Annotated in this window: 16 protein-coding genes and 1 tRNA gene; 9 read left to right on the forward strand and 8 right to left on the reverse strand. The window is 67.5% G+C overall.

Annotation, left to right across the window (positions count from 1 at the left end):
- Nucleotides 1-120: 120 nt before the first annotated feature.
- Both ACFQQC_RS06575 and ACFQQC_RS06580 read left to right on the forward strand, forming a co-directional pair.
- Nucleotides 121-1,605 (forward strand): sigma-54-dependent transcriptional regulator, encoded by a 1,485-nt coding sequence (locus ACFQQC_RS06575; protein ID WP_376860909.1) that lies wholly within the window; start codon nucleotides 121-123, stop codon nucleotides 1,603-1,605.
- Between the two features lie 205 nt (nucleotides 1,606-1,810).
- Nucleotides 1,811-4,585 carry a TonB-dependent receptor gene (locus ACFQQC_RS06580; RefSeq protein WP_376860911.1) on the forward strand — a complete coding sequence of 925 codons (2,775 nt, stop codon included), beginning with the start codon at nucleotides 1,811-1,813 and terminating at the stop codon, nucleotides 4,583-4,585.
- Nucleotides 4,586-4,661: 76 nt separating this feature from the next.
- Here ACFQQC_RS06580 and ACFQQC_RS06585 read toward each other — a convergent pair whose 3' ends face one another.
- The 3 genes from ACFQQC_RS06585 to ykgO form a co-directional block, all read right to left on the reverse strand.
- Nucleotides 4,662-4,955, reverse strand: a complete 294-nt coding sequence (locus ACFQQC_RS06585) for a hypothetical protein (RefSeq protein ID WP_376860913.1) — start codon at nucleotides 4,953-4,955, stop codon at nucleotides 4,662-4,664.
- Nucleotides 4,956-5,047: 92 nt separating this feature from the next.
- Nucleotides 5,048-5,323 carry a DUF2312 domain-containing protein gene (locus tag ACFQQC_RS06590; protein WP_141626229.1) on the reverse strand — a complete coding sequence of 92 codons (276 nt, stop codon included), beginning with the start codon at nucleotides 5,321-5,323 and terminating at the stop codon, nucleotides 5,048-5,050.
- A 255-nt stretch (nucleotides 5,324-5,578) separates the two neighbouring features.
- Nucleotides 5,579-5,704, reverse strand: a complete 126-nt coding sequence (gene ykgO / locus ACFQQC_RS06595; protein WP_045655953.1) for a type B 50S ribosomal protein L36 — start codon at nucleotides 5,702-5,704, stop codon at nucleotides 5,579-5,581.
- A 951-nt stretch (nucleotides 5,705-6,655) separates the two neighbouring features.
- On the opposite strand from ykgO, the gene ACFQQC_RS06600 reads away from it, so the two are divergent.
- The 7 genes from ACFQQC_RS06600 (at nucleotide 6,656) to ACFQQC_RS06630 (ending at nucleotide 12,414) form a co-directional block, all read left to right on the forward strand.
- Entirely contained in the window at nucleotides 6,656-7,933 is a 1,278-nt protein-coding gene (locus ACFQQC_RS06600) for a lytic murein transglycosylase (protein ID WP_376860916.1), read from the forward strand.
- A 170-nt stretch (nucleotides 7,934-8,103) separates the two neighbouring features.
- On the forward strand, nucleotides 8,104-8,448 hold the full coding sequence (locus tag ACFQQC_RS06605) for a hypothetical protein (RefSeq protein WP_376860918.1): 345 nt from the start codon (nucleotides 8,104-8,106) through the stop codon (nucleotides 8,446-8,448).
- Between the two features lie 286 nt (nucleotides 8,449-8,734).
- A complete protein-coding gene (locus ACFQQC_RS06610) occupies nucleotides 8,735-9,595 on the forward strand; it encodes an AAA family ATPase (RefSeq protein WP_376860920.1) in 861 nt (286 codons plus the stop codon).
- A gap of 149 nt (nucleotides 9,596-9,744) precedes the next feature.
- The gene (locus ACFQQC_RS06615; protein WP_376860922.1) at nucleotides 9,745-10,578 is read left to right on the forward strand and encodes a methyltransferase type 11; all 834 of its coding nucleotides are present in this window, start codon (nucleotides 9,745-9,747) and stop codon (nucleotides 10,576-10,578) included.
- 131 nt (nucleotides 10,579-10,709) lie between these two features.
- Nucleotides 10,710-11,303 (forward strand): YfbR-like 5'-deoxynucleotidase, encoded by a 594-nt coding sequence (locus ACFQQC_RS06620; protein ID WP_376862080.1) that lies wholly within the window; start codon nucleotides 10,710-10,712, stop codon nucleotides 11,301-11,303.
- 2 nt (nucleotides 11,304-11,305) lie between these two features.
- On the forward strand, nucleotides 11,306-12,238 hold the full coding sequence (locus tag ACFQQC_RS06625) for an NAD regulator (protein WP_376860924.1): 933 nt from the start codon (nucleotides 11,306-11,308) through the stop codon (nucleotides 12,236-12,238).
- Between the two features lie 86 nt (nucleotides 12,239-12,324).
- Nucleotides 12,325-12,414 (forward strand) — tRNA-Ser (locus ACFQQC_RS06630).
- 59 nt (nucleotides 12,415-12,473) lie between these two features.
- Here ACFQQC_RS06630 and ACFQQC_RS06635 read toward each other — a convergent pair.
- The 5 genes from ACFQQC_RS06635 to ACFQQC_RS06655 form a co-directional block, all read right to left on the reverse strand.
- Nucleotides 12,474-12,683 (reverse strand): helix-turn-helix domain-containing protein, encoded by a 210-nt coding sequence (locus ACFQQC_RS06635; protein WP_376860926.1) that lies wholly within the window; start codon nucleotides 12,681-12,683, stop codon nucleotides 12,474-12,476.
- Between the two features lie 175 nt (nucleotides 12,684-12,858).
- A complete protein-coding gene (locus tag ACFQQC_RS06640; RefSeq protein ID WP_376860928.1) occupies nucleotides 12,859-13,191 on the reverse strand; it encodes a hypothetical protein in 333 nt (110 codons plus the stop codon).
- Nucleotides 13,192-13,396: 205 nt separating this feature from the next.
- Complete coding sequence (locus tag ACFQQC_RS06645; protein ID WP_376860930.1) at nucleotides 13,397-13,615, reverse strand: hypothetical protein; 219 nt, start codon at nucleotides 13,613-13,615, stop codon at nucleotides 13,397-13,399.
- Nucleotides 13,612-14,319, reverse strand: a complete 708-nt coding sequence (locus tag ACFQQC_RS06650; RefSeq protein ID WP_376860932.1) for a hypothetical protein — start codon at nucleotides 14,317-14,319, stop codon at nucleotides 13,612-13,614. The genes ACFQQC_RS06645 and ACFQQC_RS06650 overlap by 4 nt, the downstream gene beginning before the upstream one ends.
- Nucleotides 14,320-14,501: 182 nt before the next feature.
- Nucleotides 14,502-15,128, reverse strand: coding sequence for a hypothetical protein (locus ACFQQC_RS06655; RefSeq protein ID WP_376860934.1), 627 nt, complete (start codon nucleotides 15,126-15,128; stop codon nucleotides 14,502-14,504).
- Between the last annotated feature and the right edge of the window lie 24 nt (nucleotides 15,129-15,152).

The following is a 15,152-nucleotide window of genomic DNA, read 5'->3' on the forward strand; positions in this document are numbered from 1 at the left end:
AACTCCCCGCTCACCCTGCCCGACCACCCGATCTTCACCTTGTGCGCCCTAAAACGTCCCGGAATGAGCCAGCTCCACCGTTGAGAGCCGGCCGGACGTGATGGAACAGGGGCCGCCCGCATGGCGAAGACCGTACTTGTCGTGGACGATGATCCGACCCAGCGCCGCCTCGCGCAGGCCGTGCTGGAGCGCGAGGGTTATGTCGTGGTCCACGCCGAGAGCGGCGGTGAGGCCATCGACCGCCTGACCAAGGGCGGCGGGGCCGATGTGGTCCTGCTCGACATGGTCATGCCGGGCATGAGCGGCATGGAGGCCCTGGCCGAAATCCGCACCGCCGGCGTCGCCACCCCGGTCATCGTCCTGACCGCCAACGGCGGCGTCGACGCCGTCGTGAAGGCCATGCAGGCCGGGGCGCAGGACTTCTTCGTCAAGCCCGTTTCCGCCGAGCGCCTGCTGGTCGGCGTCCGCAACGCCCTGCAGCTGACCCAGCTGACGGCCGAGGTCGGTCGCCTGAAGAAGCACCACGGCGGCCGCACCTCCTTCGACGATCTGGTCGGCAACAGCCCGCCGATGCGCCTTGTGAAATCGCTCGGCGCCCGCGCGGCCAAGTCGGGCATCCCGGTCCTGATCACCGGCGAAAGCGGCGTCGGCAAGGAAGTCATCGCCCGCGCCCTGCACGGCGCCTCGGACCGCTCGGGCAAGCCCTTCGTGGCGGTGAACTGCGGCGCCCTGCCCGCCAACCTCGTCGAGTCGATCCTGTTCGGCCACGAGAAGGGCAGCTTCACCGGCGCCACCGACAAGCACCTCGGCAAGTTCGCGGAAGCCTCCGGCGGCACCCTCTTCCTCGACGAAATCGGCGAACTGCCGCTCGACATGCAGGTCAAGCTGCTGCGCGCCCTTCAGGAAGGCGAGATCGACCCGGTCGGCTCCAAGCGCTCGGTCAAGGTCGATGTCCGCATCGTTTCGGCCACCAACCGCGATCTGGCCGAACAGGTCCGCGACGGCCGCTTCCGCGAGGACCTCTTCTATCGCCTGAACGTCTTCCCCATCGAGGCCCCGGCCCTGCGCGAACGTCGCGAGGACATCCCGGCCCTGCTGGATCACTTCATCGGCCGCTTCAACGTCGAGGAAGGCAAGCGCATCGCCGGCGTCTCGCCCGAGACCTCGACCCTGCTGGCCGCCTTCGACTGGCCCGGCAACGTCCGCCAGCTCGAGAACGCCGTCTACCGCGCCATCATCCTGGCCGACGCGCCCTTCCTGCAGCCGCACGACTTCCCGGCCATCTCGGGCGTCTATTCCTCCCCCCTGGGGGAGGTGGATCCTGGCGACAGCCCCGAGACGGAGGGGCTGCATGCGGACGCTCGGTCCCTCCACGCCTCCGACATCGAACTGCCTCCGCTCCCGGACACGCCGATCCGCATCCTCGACGACCGCGGCCACCTGCGCACGCTGGAAGAGATCGAACGCGACCTGATCCAGCACGCCATCGAGGTCTATGCCGGCCACATGTCCGAGATCGCCCGTCGCCTCGGCATCGGTCGCTCGACCCTCTACCGGAAGGTGCGCGAGCAGGGGCTGGAAGGCGCCCTGCGCGAGGCCGGCTGAGCCCTTCGGGGATGCGGCAGATCGGCAACGCCCCGGGGAAGTCCCAAGTCTGAACGAAAGTTCATTGGCCTCAAACCGCGCGCCGCCCAAAGACAGGGACCACGGCTGACCGGCAACTTTTGGTTTCATCGCTGAAACGCGACGGAAACAGGCGCGCCGCACGTTTGCTGATCTGTCTTTACTCTCCTCCCCCGAGGCTCTTCGCATGCTGCTCGTCACCACCGCGCTTTCCGGCCTCATGGCCGGCGTGATCCAGACCGCGCCGACCCCGCCGCAAACGCCCCCGCAGCAGCCCCCGGCTCCGGCGACCGCGCCCACGGCCGAGGACGACGAGGCCTATGAGCTGAGCACCGTCACCGTCAGCGCCGCCCGCCCGCGCGGCAGCGTCGACACCGACATCCCCGCCGACGTCACGCTCGACGCCAGCCAGATCCAGGCCTACGGCGCCTCGAACATCGCCGAACTGATGACCTATCTGGAGCCGCTGACCCGCAGCTCCAGCGGCCGCACCGACCTGCAGCCCGTCTTCCTGGTCAACGGTCGCCGCATCTCCGGCTTCCAGGAAATCCAGGGCATCCCGACCGAGGCCATCGAGCGCACCGAGATCCTGCCCGAACAGGTCGCCCTGCAGTTCGGCTATCGCGCCGAGCAGCGGGTGGTGAACTTCGTCCTGAAGGCCAATTTCAGCTCCTATACGGGCGAGCTGACCGGCCGCGGCCCCACCCAGGGCGGTCGCACCACCACCGAGATCGAGGGCAATGTCCTGCACATCGCCGGCGCCAACCGCTGGTCGATGGACGCCGAGTTCGAACGCTCCAGCCCGCTGTTCGAGTCCGAACGCAACCTGACCCGCGACGGCGGCTCGACGCCCTATGACCTGCTCGGCAACGTCACCAGCACTGACTACACCGCCGCCTGTTTCGACAATCCGGCGACCTGCACCGTGATCGATCCGGCGCTGGGCACGGCGATCACTCCGGTTCCCGGCGGGACCACCACCCCGACCCTGGCCGACTTCCTCGCCGGCGCGGCGGGCGGCGGGCGGACCGGCGACCTCGGCGCCTACCGCACCCTGCTGGCCGAGAGCGAACGCGCCACGGTGCGCGGCACCATGAAGCGCGACCTGAACAGCACCACCCAGCTGACCGTCAGCGGCAGCCTGGAAGACACCTCCAGCCGTAGCTTCAACGGCCTTCCCGGCCTGACCCTCAACCTGCCCTCGAGCAACGACCTGTCGCCCTTCGCCAACGACGTTCTGGTGCACCGCTACATCGACGACGCCGGCTCCCTTGTGCGCGAGACCGAGGGCCTGAACGGCAAGCTGGCCGTGGTCGCCGACGGCTATCTGGGCGAGGACTGGCGCTGGACCGCGACCGGCAGCTACGAGCGCACCGAGACCGACACCGTCACCGGCCGCGGCTACAGCGCCACGGCGTTCAACGCCCGCCTCGCCGCCAACGACCCGACGGCCAATCCGTTCGGGGCGCTGGGCCCGACCGATTTCACCCGCACGCCGAACGACACCGCCAACTCGGTCTCGCAGCAGCTGGGCGCCGAGGTCGTGCTGAACGGCGACCTGTACGAGCTGCCCGCCGGCAGCATCTCCTCGACCTTCAAATTCGGCGCTGACACCCGCTCGCTGGACTCGACCAGCACCCGGCTGAACACCTCGAATGTGCTGGAGACCATCGACCGCTCGCAGTCGCGCGATCGCTTCAACGGTCAGGGCACCTTCAACTTCCCGATCGCCAGCCGCCGCAACGGCACGCTGGAGGCCTTGGGCGACCTCTCGGTCAACGCCACCCTGGGCTATGAGGAGTTGTCCGACTTCGGGGGACTGTCCAGCTACAACATCGGCGTCAACTGGTCGCCGATCGAGCCCCTGTCCTTCCTCGTCAGCTATGCCGACGAACAGGGCGCGCCCAGCATCAGCCAGCTGAACGACCCGACCATCGCCACCCCGAACACGCCGGTGTTCGACTTCCGCACCGGCGAGACCGTCTTCGTCACCCGCACCACGGGCGGCAATCCGAACCTGAACGCCGACAATCGCCAGGTCTGGCGCGTGGGCGGCACCTGGCGGCCGCTTTCGAGTCAGGATCTGTCGATCCAGTCGACCTGGACCTACAGCCGGACCGACGACTATCTGGCGTCCTTCCCGGCGATCACGCCGGACCTCGAGGCCGCCCTGCCCGGCCGCTTCACCCGCGATACGGACGGCAATCTGACCGCCATCGACGCCCGCCCGCTGAACTTCCAGAAGTACGAGCGGCAGGACATCCGCACCGGCATTAACTATTCGCGCGCCTTCGGCACGCCCAGCCCGGCGGCCAGCCAGTCGCCCCTGCCCGGCCTGCCCGGCGGTCCGCGTCCGCCCGGCGGCGGCGGCTCGTTCCGTATCGAGGGTGGCGGCGGCGGCGGCGGTCCGCGCACCGAAGTCCGCATGGGCGGCGGCCCCGGCGGCGGCGGTCGCGGTCGCGGCGCGTCCATGCAGCCCGGTCAGGGCCGCTGGAACATCTCCCTGTTCCACACCGTCCGCCTGCAGGACGAGCTGACCATCGCCGACGGCCTGCCGGTCATCGACCAGCTGGACGGCGGCGCCATCTCGGCCAGCGGCGGCAGCCCGCGCAACGAGTTCCAGCTGATGTCGGGCGTGTTCCGCAACGGCTTCGGCGGCTTCATGTTCGCCACCTGGCGCGAGGGCACCACCATCAACGGCGGCACGGGTCCGGACATCAGCTTCGCCGACCGCACGACGGTGAACCTGAACCTGTTCATGGACCTGAACCAGCGCACCTCCTGGGTCGAGAAATACCCGATCCTCAAGGGCACGCGCATCCAGTTCGGCATCCAGAACCTGTTCGACAGCCGCCCGGAAGCCTCGACCTCGTCCGGCGACCTGCCGCTGAACTACCAGTCGGACTACCTCGACCCGCAAGGCCGGGTGGTCAGCCTGACGCTGCGGAAGATCCTGTTCTGAGGTTTCAGGTTCCAGGTTTCAGGTTCTGGGGAAGAGCGCGATCTTCAACCCTCCCCCAGAACCTGGAACCTGACGCCTAGAACCTCTTCTTCGGCGGCTCCCCCTTCGCCTTTGCGGTGATCTCCTTCAGCTTGCGGCCCTGCATGGCCGACAGGGCCTGACCGGGCGCGCCCAGTTCCGGGTCGCCGAAGGCGCGGCCATGGGTCTTCACCCGCTCGGACACCGAGTCGAGGAACTCGCCCTCCCATTCAGACAGCGAAACGCCCGCCTGCTCTGCCGAGCGGCGGGCGCGTTTCAGGGCGTTCAGCGCCGCCCGCTGGGCGGCCTTGCGCTGGGCTTCAAAGGGGCTGGGCGGGGGTTTCCGCTTCACGGAGGTTCTGGGCGCTAGGGGTCAGGTTTCAGGGAGACCTGGCGGTCTCTGATCAAACCTTACCCTAGAACCTGCCCCCCAGAACCTGAAACCTAAACCTCGCCCAACGCCGACAGATACAGGTCCAGGATCGCTTCCTCTTCCTGACGCTTGGCCTTGTCCTGCTTGCGGATGCGGATGACCTTGCGCAGCACCTTGACGTCATAGCCCTCGCCCTTGGCCTCGGCGAAGACCTCCTTCATGTCGGTCATGACGGCCTGCTTGTCCTCTTCCAGACGCTCCAGACGCTCGATGATCGAGCGCAGGCGGCCCTGGGCGGTGGCGGTCAGGACGTCGGGCGACGAGTCGAAGGTGGCGTCATCGGCCATGGGAAGAACTCCGTAAGGGGGAACCGGCCCTCGCCTCGCCCGAAGGCGGCGGGGGCAAACTTGATCCGGGTGCTAACCACGTCCCAGCGCGCGACTCAACGCCGGACGCGAAAAAGGCTGCGGACGAAATCCGCAGCCCTTTCGATAACCCGTCCTTCGCTCAAGTAGGGAGCCGCCGCGCGGCGACCGGTAGCGAAGAAAGAATGCGCTCAAGCAGCAGGCGACCGCGTCGCCTGCGTTAGCGCATCAAGGCAATCAGCCTTGCTTGGCCTTGAAGCGCGGGTCGGTCTTGTTGATCACGTACACCTTGCCCTTGCGGCGCACGACCTTGCAGTCGCGGTGGCGGGTCTTCAGCGACTTGAGCGAGCTACGGACCTTCATGGTCGTCGTCCTGGGGCAAATCAAAATAAGAAAGCCGCGGGACGAGCCTGCGGCGGAGCGGTGCGTATAGAGAGGAGTCGCAGAGAGGTCAACCGGGATCGACAGGGTTCCGACAAGGCAGCCTCAATGAGCCGCTTTCCCTTCCCGGCGCCTCCCGGCGTCCTGCTAATGTCCCAGGACGCCGATCACCTGAATGGCGGTCAGAACCGTCAGCAACATCGTGACCGCGACCAGGCCCGCGACCAGCAGGCCCTCCACGGTCTCACGTTTCGTCTTCTTCATAACAACCGGACCATCAGCATACTGGGCGACGCCGGACCGGAGCTAACGAAAGTTCGGAGCGGCGCCGCAGACGCGGCCGCCGTTTGCAGGGGCGACCGTCCGCAGACCCTACGGTGAAGCTGGCCATCCCACACGACTAACTTTGGTTATAGAGCCGCCTTCCGGACAGCGGGCGCAGGACTGCGAGCGGAGTCCGACCCCGCCCGTCAGCCAGCCCGTCCGGAAGAGATTTGCAGTCCGCGCTCAGGCAGCAAGGCTCCGCGAGCCGAGCGATAGCGCAAAAGAACCCGCTCAAGCAGCGAGCCGCCGCGCGGCGAGCGATAGCGGAAACATAATGCGCTCAAGCAGCGAGCGACCACGTCGCGAGCGTTAGCGCCCTTCAAGAAACAGGAGATCGCGCCGCGATCTCTGGAGGCCTGGCCTCCGAGTTGAACGGAGGGTCTGCGGAGTTGCACCTCCGCCGCGTAGCCCCTCCGCCACCAGGCCGTATCAGAGGACAGTGTTCGTCCTACGCCCGGCGCGGTCACCAGACCAAAAACAAAATGGGTTAATGACGCTGAACAGGGAGCGTCACGGCAACGCTTTCTCCATTCGGGCGCTTTATGGCCAACGAAAGACTCGCGCACTTGTTATGAGGGCGCAGCCCGTGGGGACACTAGACTCTTGGTTATGCGTATCAGCCTCCGCCTCCTCCTGCTCGGAACCGTCGCCGCCTGCGCGCCCATGCTGCCGGAGGCGCCGCCCGTCACGCCGACGCCCGCTCCTGCGCCGTCGCAGCCCGCGCCGTCTCCGGCGCCCGGCCCCGCCGAACCGGCCGCGCCTGTCGTCGATCAGGCCGGGTTCGAAGGCTGGAAACAGGGTTTCCTCGCCCGTCACGGCGGTGTGCGCCGCGCCCAGTATGAGCGCGAGCTGGCGGGCCTGACCCCCGATCCGTCCGTCATCCGCCTGGACCGCAATCAACCCGAGTTCAGCCGCCCCGCCGGCGCCTATGTCCAGAACGCCGTCACCGCCACCCGCATCGCCCAGGCGCGCCAGCGCACGGACCGGGTGCCGTGGGCCGTGGTCCAGCGCTACGGCGTCCCGTCCGAAATCCTTGTCGGCATCTGGGCCCAGGAATCCTCCTTCGGTCAGGTGCAGGGCAATCAGGACGTCATCCGCTCGCTGGCCACCCTCGCCTTCGACGGCCGTCGCCGCGACTGGGCCGAGGGCCAGCTGAAGCACGCCCTGGACATCGTTGTGGACGGCAGGCGCTCGCGCGCGGGCCTGAAGGGCAGCTGGGCCGGCGCCATGGGCCAGACCCAGTTCATGCCCGACAACTATCTGAACCTCGGCGTCGATCAGGACGGCGACGGCATTGTCGACATCTGGGGCGATGACGCGGACGCCCTGGCGTCCGCCGCCAACCTGCTGGCCCAGGCCGGCTGGAAGCGCGGCCAGACCTGGGGCTACGAGGTCACCCTGCCCGCCAACTTCGACTACGCCCTGGCCGAGGGCGAGCGTCACAACTGGCGTTACTGGGCGGCGCGCGGCGTCACCCTGTCCGCCGGCGGTCAGCCCAGCGCCGCCGAGGCGGCCGAGGAAGCGACCATCCTCCTGCCGCAGGGCGCGCGCGGTCCGGCCTTCCTGGCCCTGCCGAACCACTACGTCATCCGCCGCTACAACAACTCGGTCAGCTATGCGCTGGCCATCGGCCTGACCGCCGACGGCATCCAGGGCAAGCCGGCGCTCAGCAAGGCCTGGCCGACCGACGCCCCTATGTCGCGCGACCAGCGCATCGGCGCCCAGCGCGCCCTAACCAATCTCGGCTTCGACACCCAGGGCGTCGACGGCGTCATCGGCGCCAACACCCGCGCCGCCCTGCGCCGCTGGCAGATCGCCAACAACCGCCTCGCCGACGGCTACCTGACCGCCGATCTCGCTGACGAACTGATCCGCCGGGGCGGGTAAGGCCGCTACTCCAGCTCACCTCTCCATTCGCCCTCAAGCGAATGGAGAGGACTGATCGACGCGATCAGCGTCGATCAGGAGAGGGCGGCTCGGTATCGGCAGGAGACGCCTCAGCCCCCCCGCACCCCATACGTCCAAATCTGACGCACCGGCATGCGATCCTGTCCGGCATGGATCGTGACCGCTTCTACAGCCAGTGCGCCGACCTTCGGGACAAGCGCCGCCACGCCCTGACACAGCGGGCCCTCGCCCGCCGTCTGCGCGACCCTCGCCGAGTCCGCTTCTGGGACCGCGCCATCGTCAAATGCCTGCGCGCCCTGCGTTTCGCCGCCCGCATCAAGGCCGGCAAGGCGGGGAAGTGGGTCTTCGACGACAGCCTTTGCCGAACCCATCCGCACTGTTCGCACCCGAATTTTTCCTCGGCAGCGGAAAATTTCCGCGAAGCCCCGGCCTCGACCGCCGCACCGGATTCCAACCGCCGCCGCACCTTCCGCGAACGGCTCCGACGATGGTGAAGCGGCGTCTGACCCCTCGTTTTCATTGCTATCGTCATCCCGGGGGCGCGCAGCGAACCCCGGGACCCAGCGGCGCGCGTGAGCGCGAAGCTGTCGGGAGCGCCGGCGCCCAGGTTTTCGACCACAGTGTTTCGCCGCCGTCGCGGCGCCGCTGGGTCCCGGATCGCGCGCCCGCTGCGCGAGCGCTTGTCCGGGATGACGATAGCAGCGAGGGATACCCCCACATGATCGTTGTTAACCGCCCCAGCCTTCGCTAGGCGTTTTCAAACACTACGGAGGAGCGTCCATGTCCCGCTTTGAAGGCACGTCGAACTATATCGCCACCGACGACCTGAAGATCGCGGTCAACGCCGCCGTGGCGCTGGAGCGGCCGCTGCTGATCAAGGGCGAGCCCGGCACCGGCAAGACGGTCCTCGCCTATGAGATGGCCAAGGCGCTGAACGCCCCCCTCATCACCTGGCACGTCAAGTCGACCACCAAGGCCCACAACGGCCTGTACGAATACGACGCCGTCTCCCGCCTGCGGGACTCCCAGCTGGGCGAGGAGAAGGTCCACGATGTCCGCAACTATCTGAAGAAGGGCAAGCTGTGGGAGGCCTTCACCTCCCCCGTCCGCCCGGTCCTGCTGATCGACGAGATCGACAAGGCCGACATCGAGTTCCCGAACGACCTGCTGCAGGAACTCGACCGCATGGAGTTCTATGTTCAGGAGATCGACGAGACGATCCGCGCCGAGGTCCGCCCCGTGGTGGTCATCACCTCGAACAATGAGAAGGAGCTGCCCGACGCCTTCCTGCGCCGCTGCTTCTTCCACTACATCCGCTTCCCGGACGCCGAGACCATGCGCGACATCGTCGAGGTCCACTTCCCCGGCATCAAGGGCCGGCTGGCCTCCGAGGCGCTCAAGACCTTCTACGAGATCCGCGACACGCCGGGCCTGAAGAAGAAGCCCTCGACCTCCGAACTGCTCGACTGGCTGAAACTTCTCCTCGTCGAGGACATCGACGCCGAGACCCTGCGCGAGAAATCGCCCAACAAGCTGATCCCGCCGCTCCACGGCGCCCTGCTGAAGAACGAGCAGGACGTGCACCTGTTCGAACGCCTCGCCTTCCTCAATCGTCGCGAGGGTGGCCGCCCGGGCGGCTGACCGCACGGGTCCGGAGAATCAATGACGAGACAGCCCCGCTTCATGACGCCGCCACACGCCCGGTCCGGTTTCGTCACGCCTGTTACCGCGATTTCACTGGATTCCCCGCCTGTTGCGCGCAGGATGACAGGGACTTGAGGATCCAGACCATGCCGCTGCGCCCCTTCATCCTTCCCATCGTCTGCATGGCCGCCGCCCTGACCGCGGCCTGCGACGGCGAACGCGGCGTGCACATCACCTCGACCCGCACCGAGAACAACGACGCCAGCGGCGTACTGACGGTGGTCGAGGCCCTGCAATGCCCGCAGACCCTCGGCTCCCTGACCCGCAAGGGCTCCGCCACCGACGCCGGTCGGACCTGCACCTACATCGGCCCCAAGGGCGCCGAGGTGACGCTCCAGCTGGTCGCGCTGGACGGCAAGACCCCGCCCCAGGTGCTCAAGGGCTTCGAGGACCGGCTCTCCGCCTCCCTGCCGATGGCCGTCGCCGGCCTGCAGGCGCCCGGCGGCGATGTCGCCACGGTGAAGACGGACGCTGCCGGCGACCGCGCCCGGGTGACTGCCCCCGGCGTCGACATCCGCGCCGAAGGCGAAGACGCCAGCGTCAGCCTGCCGGGCGTCCGCATCGACGCCAGCGGCGATCAGGCCAGCGTCCGCATCGGCGGCCTCCACATCGACGCCAATGACAGCGACGGAACGGTCGATATCCGCGGCGCCGGCAATGAGGATGGCGACAACGTCAGCGTCCGGGCCCGCAACGACACCGCCGAGGTCCGCGCCGTGGGCGCCGGCGACGCCACCCGCGCCAGCTGGATGCTCAGCGACAACCGCGCCTCGACGGAGGGCTGGCGCCGCGTGGGCTATGAGGCTCGCGGCCCGGTCGGCGGCCCCCTGGTGGTCGCCACCATTCGCTCGCGCGACCGCAACGGCGGCCGGGTGTTCGAGGACGCAAAGGACCTGGTGACCCTCAACGTCGGCGAATAAGCCGGGGATGAAACCCCGTCGCCCTTGATCACGGCGGCCCTATGCGCCACCACGTCCAGCCGACTGAACTGGATAACGTCTTGGCTTCCGCACCCCGATCCTCGTCGAAAGCGCCCCGCGCCTGGCAGCGCATGCTGTCCGGCCGCCGCCTGGACCTGCTCGACCCGTCGCCCTTCGACATCGAGATCGAGGACATCGCCCACGGCCTGGCCCGCGTCGCCCGCTGGAACGGCCAGACCATCGGCGAGCACGCCTTCTCGGTCGCCCAGCACTCCTGCGTGGTCGAGGAGATCGCCGCCTACATCAAGCCGGGGCTGGAGCCGAAATGGCGCCTCGCCGCCCTGCTCCACGACGCCTCCGAATACGTGATCGGCGACATGATCTCGCCGTTCAAGGCGGCGCTGGGCATGAACTACAAGGCCTTCGAGGCCCGTCTGGAAAGCGCCATCCACGTCCGCTTCGGCCTGCCGCCCAAGAACCCGGTGGCCATCAAGACCCTGATCAAGAAGGCCGACCGCGCCTGCGCCTTCTTCGAAGCCACCCAGCTGGCCGGGTTCAACAAGACCGAGTCGCTGCAGATCTTCGGCGCGCCGCCCGCCGGCTATGACCTGATCATCGAGCCCCTGCCCGCCCCCGTGGCCCAGCAGCGCTATCTCGAGCGCTATCGCGTCCTGGCCGAGGCCGTTGGCCTGATCACGCCCCCCGACGCCTGGCATACCGAATAGCCATGGGCGAACAGGGGGTCCGCATCGGCCTGTCGGCCGTGGTCATCGCGCTTCGGGAGGGTCAGGCCAGCGTCCTGACCACCACCGGCGACGACGGCTCCGCCGCCCTGCCCTTCGGCCCCTTTGATCCGGCCCGCGACCGCACCTTCGAGCTGGCCCTGCGCGCCTTCGTGACGGCCCAGACCGGTTTCCGCCTCGGCTTCGTCGAGCAGCTCTACACCTTCGGCGACCTGGGCCGCGCCAGCCCCCGCGCCACCCCAGGCCCTGAGCACCACCGCGAGGTGTCGATCGGCTATCTGGCCCTGACCGCCGACGGCGCCGATCCGTCGCTGGCCGAGGCCCGCTGGACCCCGGTGCTGGACTTCTTCCCGTGGGAGGATCGCCGCGACGGCGCCGCCGCCTGCCAGACCGCCCTGATCGAGGGCCTGCGCGGCTGGGCGGCCGCAGACCCGCGCCGCACCGCCCGCATCGACGCCCTGTTCGCCGCCGGCCCCGGCCAGCGCTGGAACGAAGGTCAGGTGCTGGAACGCTACGAGCTGCTCTATGAGGCCGGTCTGGTCGCCGAGGCCGCCCGCGACCTCGACCGGGCCGCCCCCGCCGCCGCGCCGGGCCTGATGATGCTCTCCGACCACCGCCGCATCCTCGCGACGGGGCTGGGCCGCCTGCGCAGCAAGCTGAAGTACCGCCCCGTCCTGTTCGACCTGATGCCCGAGACCTTCACCCTGTCCGGCCTTCAGGGCGCCGCCGAGGCCGTCGCGGGCCTGTCGCTGCACAAGCAGAACTTCCGCCGCGGCGTCGAGCGCACCGGTCTGGTCGAGGCGACGGGCCGCCTGTCCGCCGCCACTGGCGGACGTCCGGCCGAGCTTTTCCGGGTCTCCAAGGCCGACCCCGCGAGCGGTGAAGCCCTCGGCCTGCCGCTTCCCGCCCTACGCTGACGATTTTCCTGAAATCCCCGCTTGCGGCGCACGGCCTCCCCCATTAGAGAAGCCGCTCCGTTCGACCAATGAACGTTCGGCCCCGCGGAGAGGTGGCAGAGTGGTTGAATGTACCGCACTCGAAATGCGGCGTGCGTGAAAGCGTACCGGGGGTTCGAATCCCCCCCTCTCCGCCACCGCCTCAAGCCCTGATTGGGTTTGAGGCCCATCTGAGCCCCGTTCCCTAAGATCGTCCCTAAGCGGCTGCGGCCCATTCGGCGAGCAAAGCCTCCAGGGAAGATCTGGGGATAAGCGTCCGGCGACCGAACTTCACGCGCTTCAGTTTGCCGTCCTTCAGCAGGGCATAGATCGCGGTCTGACCCAGGCTCAGAGCCTCGGCCGCCTCCTCCGGCGAGTAGGCCAGCTTGAAGCCGTTGTCGTTGGCCGGCGCCCTCTCCTCACTCATGGTCTTTGCCTTTCAGGCGGGCTCGGCGAGAAGGCGTCCCGTCGAACCAGCTTTGGGGGTCGTCGTCGCAATCGAAACAGACCAGGTTGGTGACTAGCGGGCTGGAGGCGGGGAGAGCCACGCCGCCACAGGTCAGGGTTCCGAGCGGCTCGCCGCAGAACTTGCAGGAGGCCATTCAGCGTCCCTCCTTCAGGCTGTCGAGGGCGTCCTTGGCGATGCGCTTTGCTGCGTTCAGGAGCGCCGCTGGGCCGGTCTGGAAGCCAGTGTCCCCGATAGGCGAAGGCTTCAGCTTCTTGATCTCCTTGAGCGCCACGACCGCCTCATCCCTCTGCGCTTCTGCCGAGGCCTTCATCAGGTCCAGTGTGATGACCTGTTCACGGTAGGCGGCGCAGGAGGCTTCCAGAGAGCGGATGCGGGCGGCGGCTTGTTTGGAGTCAAAGGCCCAAAGCTTTCCGGATTCCAGCCTCCCCACCAGATCATCAGCGGGGGCGTCGGTATGGGTGGTCATTGCGGGATCACGTCCTTCGTCGTTTCTTTGGCCCACTCCTTTTCCAGCCTCGTTCGGACCTCGGGGGTGACGACGCGGCATTCGATGTGGGTCACCGTCCGGTGCTGGCAGTTCGTGCAGCGGAGCCAAACATCAATGCCGGTATGATCGGCCCCCTCTTGAGAAACCCATCGGCGGCGATGCAGGCCAACACGACAGAGCGCCACTACCGTCCCTCCCCTTCACGGTGGGCGCGGAGGTCAGGCCGCTTGCGGTTCTGGATGCTGTTCGCGTTGTCGAGCCCAAGCGCGACCTTGACGCGCTCCCAGACGGACAACCAATGCATTTGCCCGTCGCTGTAAACGAGCAATGGTCCGTCGATGTGGCCCGCTATGATGGTTGCGGGCTGCGGTTCGCGACGAGCTTCGATCAAATCCTGGGTCACTGTTTGCCTCCTGTGCGGGCGGGGGAGATCAGGGCGAGAGCCGTTCGGATCGCGTCACGGGTGCGCGCCGCCTGTGATCCACACAGCGTAACCACGTCGGGCTTCGTCGGCATGGCCGCGTAGTCCAGATCGACCGCCATTGCCTCTAGGAAGCGAATGTCTTGCGCCGCCTCCCTCGTCACCTCACCCCCTTGTAGGGGTTGGGGCGCATCGAAATCGAGGAACCGGAATGACGTGATGCGAAGGCCGATTTTCTTCCGCCACGGCATTGCCTCTGCTGACAGCGCCGCCGCCATATTGACGTAGGCATGGGAGTCTCCGGTTGACCACGTAGCCTCGACGGGACGCATGTCTGCCCCCTCGGCTTCCGGCTCTGAGGTCAGGGCGGCGAGGACGGCGCGGAGGTCACGCTTCAAGGCTTCCCGCGTGGGGGTGTCGTCGGAGTGATCCGGCATCCCTGCGTCGATCCAGCGTCCGATCTTTCGCGCAGCCTCCACCGCCCCTGACGCTGGGGTGCGGGTGTTCCATGCGGTGACCGCATCCGCATCGCTATTACAGGGGGCACTTTCGGCTCCACACGATTGGCACTGACCTTGGAACAGGTCGGGCCATCCGTCCCCCAGAGGCTTGACGACGATGATCGCTGATCCTTCGTCAAACGGGCAGGGCTTGAGCGCCACTCCTACGGTTGGTTGGTCGGTCATTGCTCAGGGTCCTGACAGGCGCGAGCAACAACCTGCGAGGCGAACTCGACGGCGACTTGCGGGGATTGTTGAAAGACCGAACCGAAGAAGTTCGGGTTTGCGCAGATGCCTGTGATGGCAGCGCAGAAAATCGCGTCTCGCTCAGGATCAAGGCCCGGCCTGTGAAGCACATCCCCCATCGCTCACGCCTCCCCAAGAGCGGCGACACCGGCCATTTCGCGAAGGCTCTGCTCATGCTGGCGAACAGCGTGGGCCTTCCACGAGTCAGCCTGGGCCTTCGTCATGGTGCCGTTCTGAACGTCGCGAAGGGCCGAACCGCCGACGAACGCATTGAAAAGGCTGGTCGCCGTGCGGACGATTTCATCTTCCCGTTCCGCCCTCATCCTCTCCGTAGCGGAGGGGTCGGAGGGGTGGGTGTAGAGGGGCTGTTCTTCGCCGGTCTTGCTGCCGAACGGTCGCACCGAGACCCACCAATCGGTTTCGGGCTTGAGACGCCACCGCCACGCCACCGCTTCACCCTCTCCCCCAGAGACAGGGGCTCGCGAAAGGGCCTTGAGCAGGAAGTCGCGCTCGTTCAGCACATCGTTGCGGGTTTTTCCGCCCCACTCAGGTTGCTCCATGTCGGCGCTGACATCGTTGATCCAATCGGCCCAGCGGCGGACGATCTGTGAGGCCGTCTCGTCGCCGTAACGAACATCCCCACCCATCTTCCCGGTGTCGGGAGAGGGGGCGGCGGCGAGCATGGCGGACCATGACGCCTTGATCTGCCATTCCAGCATCTGGCTCGCCTGCTCAGCGACAGCGATCATGTCGGCGGTCGGCTCCAGAGGAAC

The sequence above is a fragment of the Brevundimonas sp. GCM10030266 genome, from assembly GCF_042666595.1.
In the GTDB taxonomy this organism is placed as follows: Bacteria; Pseudomonadota; Alphaproteobacteria; order Caulobacterales; family Caulobacteraceae; genus Brevundimonas.

Bases quoted from the DNA above. Each gene is read 5' to 3' on its own strand.
- ACFQQC_RS06575 (WP_376860909.1), top strand. From the start codon at position 121: ATGGCGAAGACCGTACTTGTCGTGGACGATGATCCGACCCAGCGCCGC.
- ACFQQC_RS06580 (WP_376860911.1), top strand. From the start codon at position 1,811: ATGCTGCTCGTCACCACCGCGCTTTCCGGCCTCATGGCCGGCGTGATC.
- ACFQQC_RS06590 (WP_141626229.1), bottom strand. From the start codon at position 5,323: ATGGCCGATGACGCCACCTTCGACTCGTCGCCCGACGTCCTGACCGCC.
- ykgO (WP_045655953.1), bottom strand. From the start codon at position 5,704: ATGAAGGTCCGTAGCTCGCTCAAGTCGCTGAAGACCCGCCACCGCGAC.
- ACFQQC_RS06600 (WP_376860916.1), top strand. From the start codon at position 6,656: ATGCGTATCAGCCTCCGCCTCCTCCTGCTCGGAACCGTCGCCGCCTGC.
- ACFQQC_RS06605 (WP_376860918.1), top strand. From the start codon at position 8,104: ATGGATCGTGACCGCTTCTACAGCCAGTGCGCCGACCTTCGGGACAAG.
- ACFQQC_RS06610 (WP_376860920.1), top strand. From the start codon at position 8,735: ATGTCCCGCTTTGAAGGCACGTCGAACTATATCGCCACCGACGACCTG.
- ACFQQC_RS06615 (WP_376860922.1), top strand. From the start codon at position 9,745: ATGCCGCTGCGCCCCTTCATCCTTCCCATCGTCTGCATGGCCGCCGCC.
- ACFQQC_RS06620 (WP_376862080.1), top strand. From the start codon at position 10,710: ATGCTGTCCGGCCGCCGCCTGGACCTGCTCGACCCGTCGCCCTTCGAC.
- ACFQQC_RS06625 (WP_376860924.1), top strand. From the start codon at position 11,306: ATGGGCGAACAGGGGGTCCGCATCGGCCTGTCGGCCGTGGTCATCGCG.
- ACFQQC_RS06635 (WP_376860926.1), bottom strand. From the start codon at position 12,683: ATGAGTGAGGAGAGGGCGCCGGCCAACGACAACGGCTTCAAGCTGGCC.
- ACFQQC_RS06640 (WP_376860928.1), bottom strand. From the start codon at position 13,191: ATGACCACCCATACCGACGCCCCCGCTGATGATCTGGTGGGGAGGCTG.
- ACFQQC_RS06650 (WP_376860932.1), bottom strand. From the start codon at position 14,319: ATGACCGACCAACCAACCGTAGGAGTGGCGCTCAAGCCCTGCCCGTTT.
- ACFQQC_RS06655 (WP_376860934.1), bottom strand. From the start codon at position 15,128: ATGATCGCTGTCGCTGAGCAGGCGAGCCAGATGCTGGAATGGCAGATC.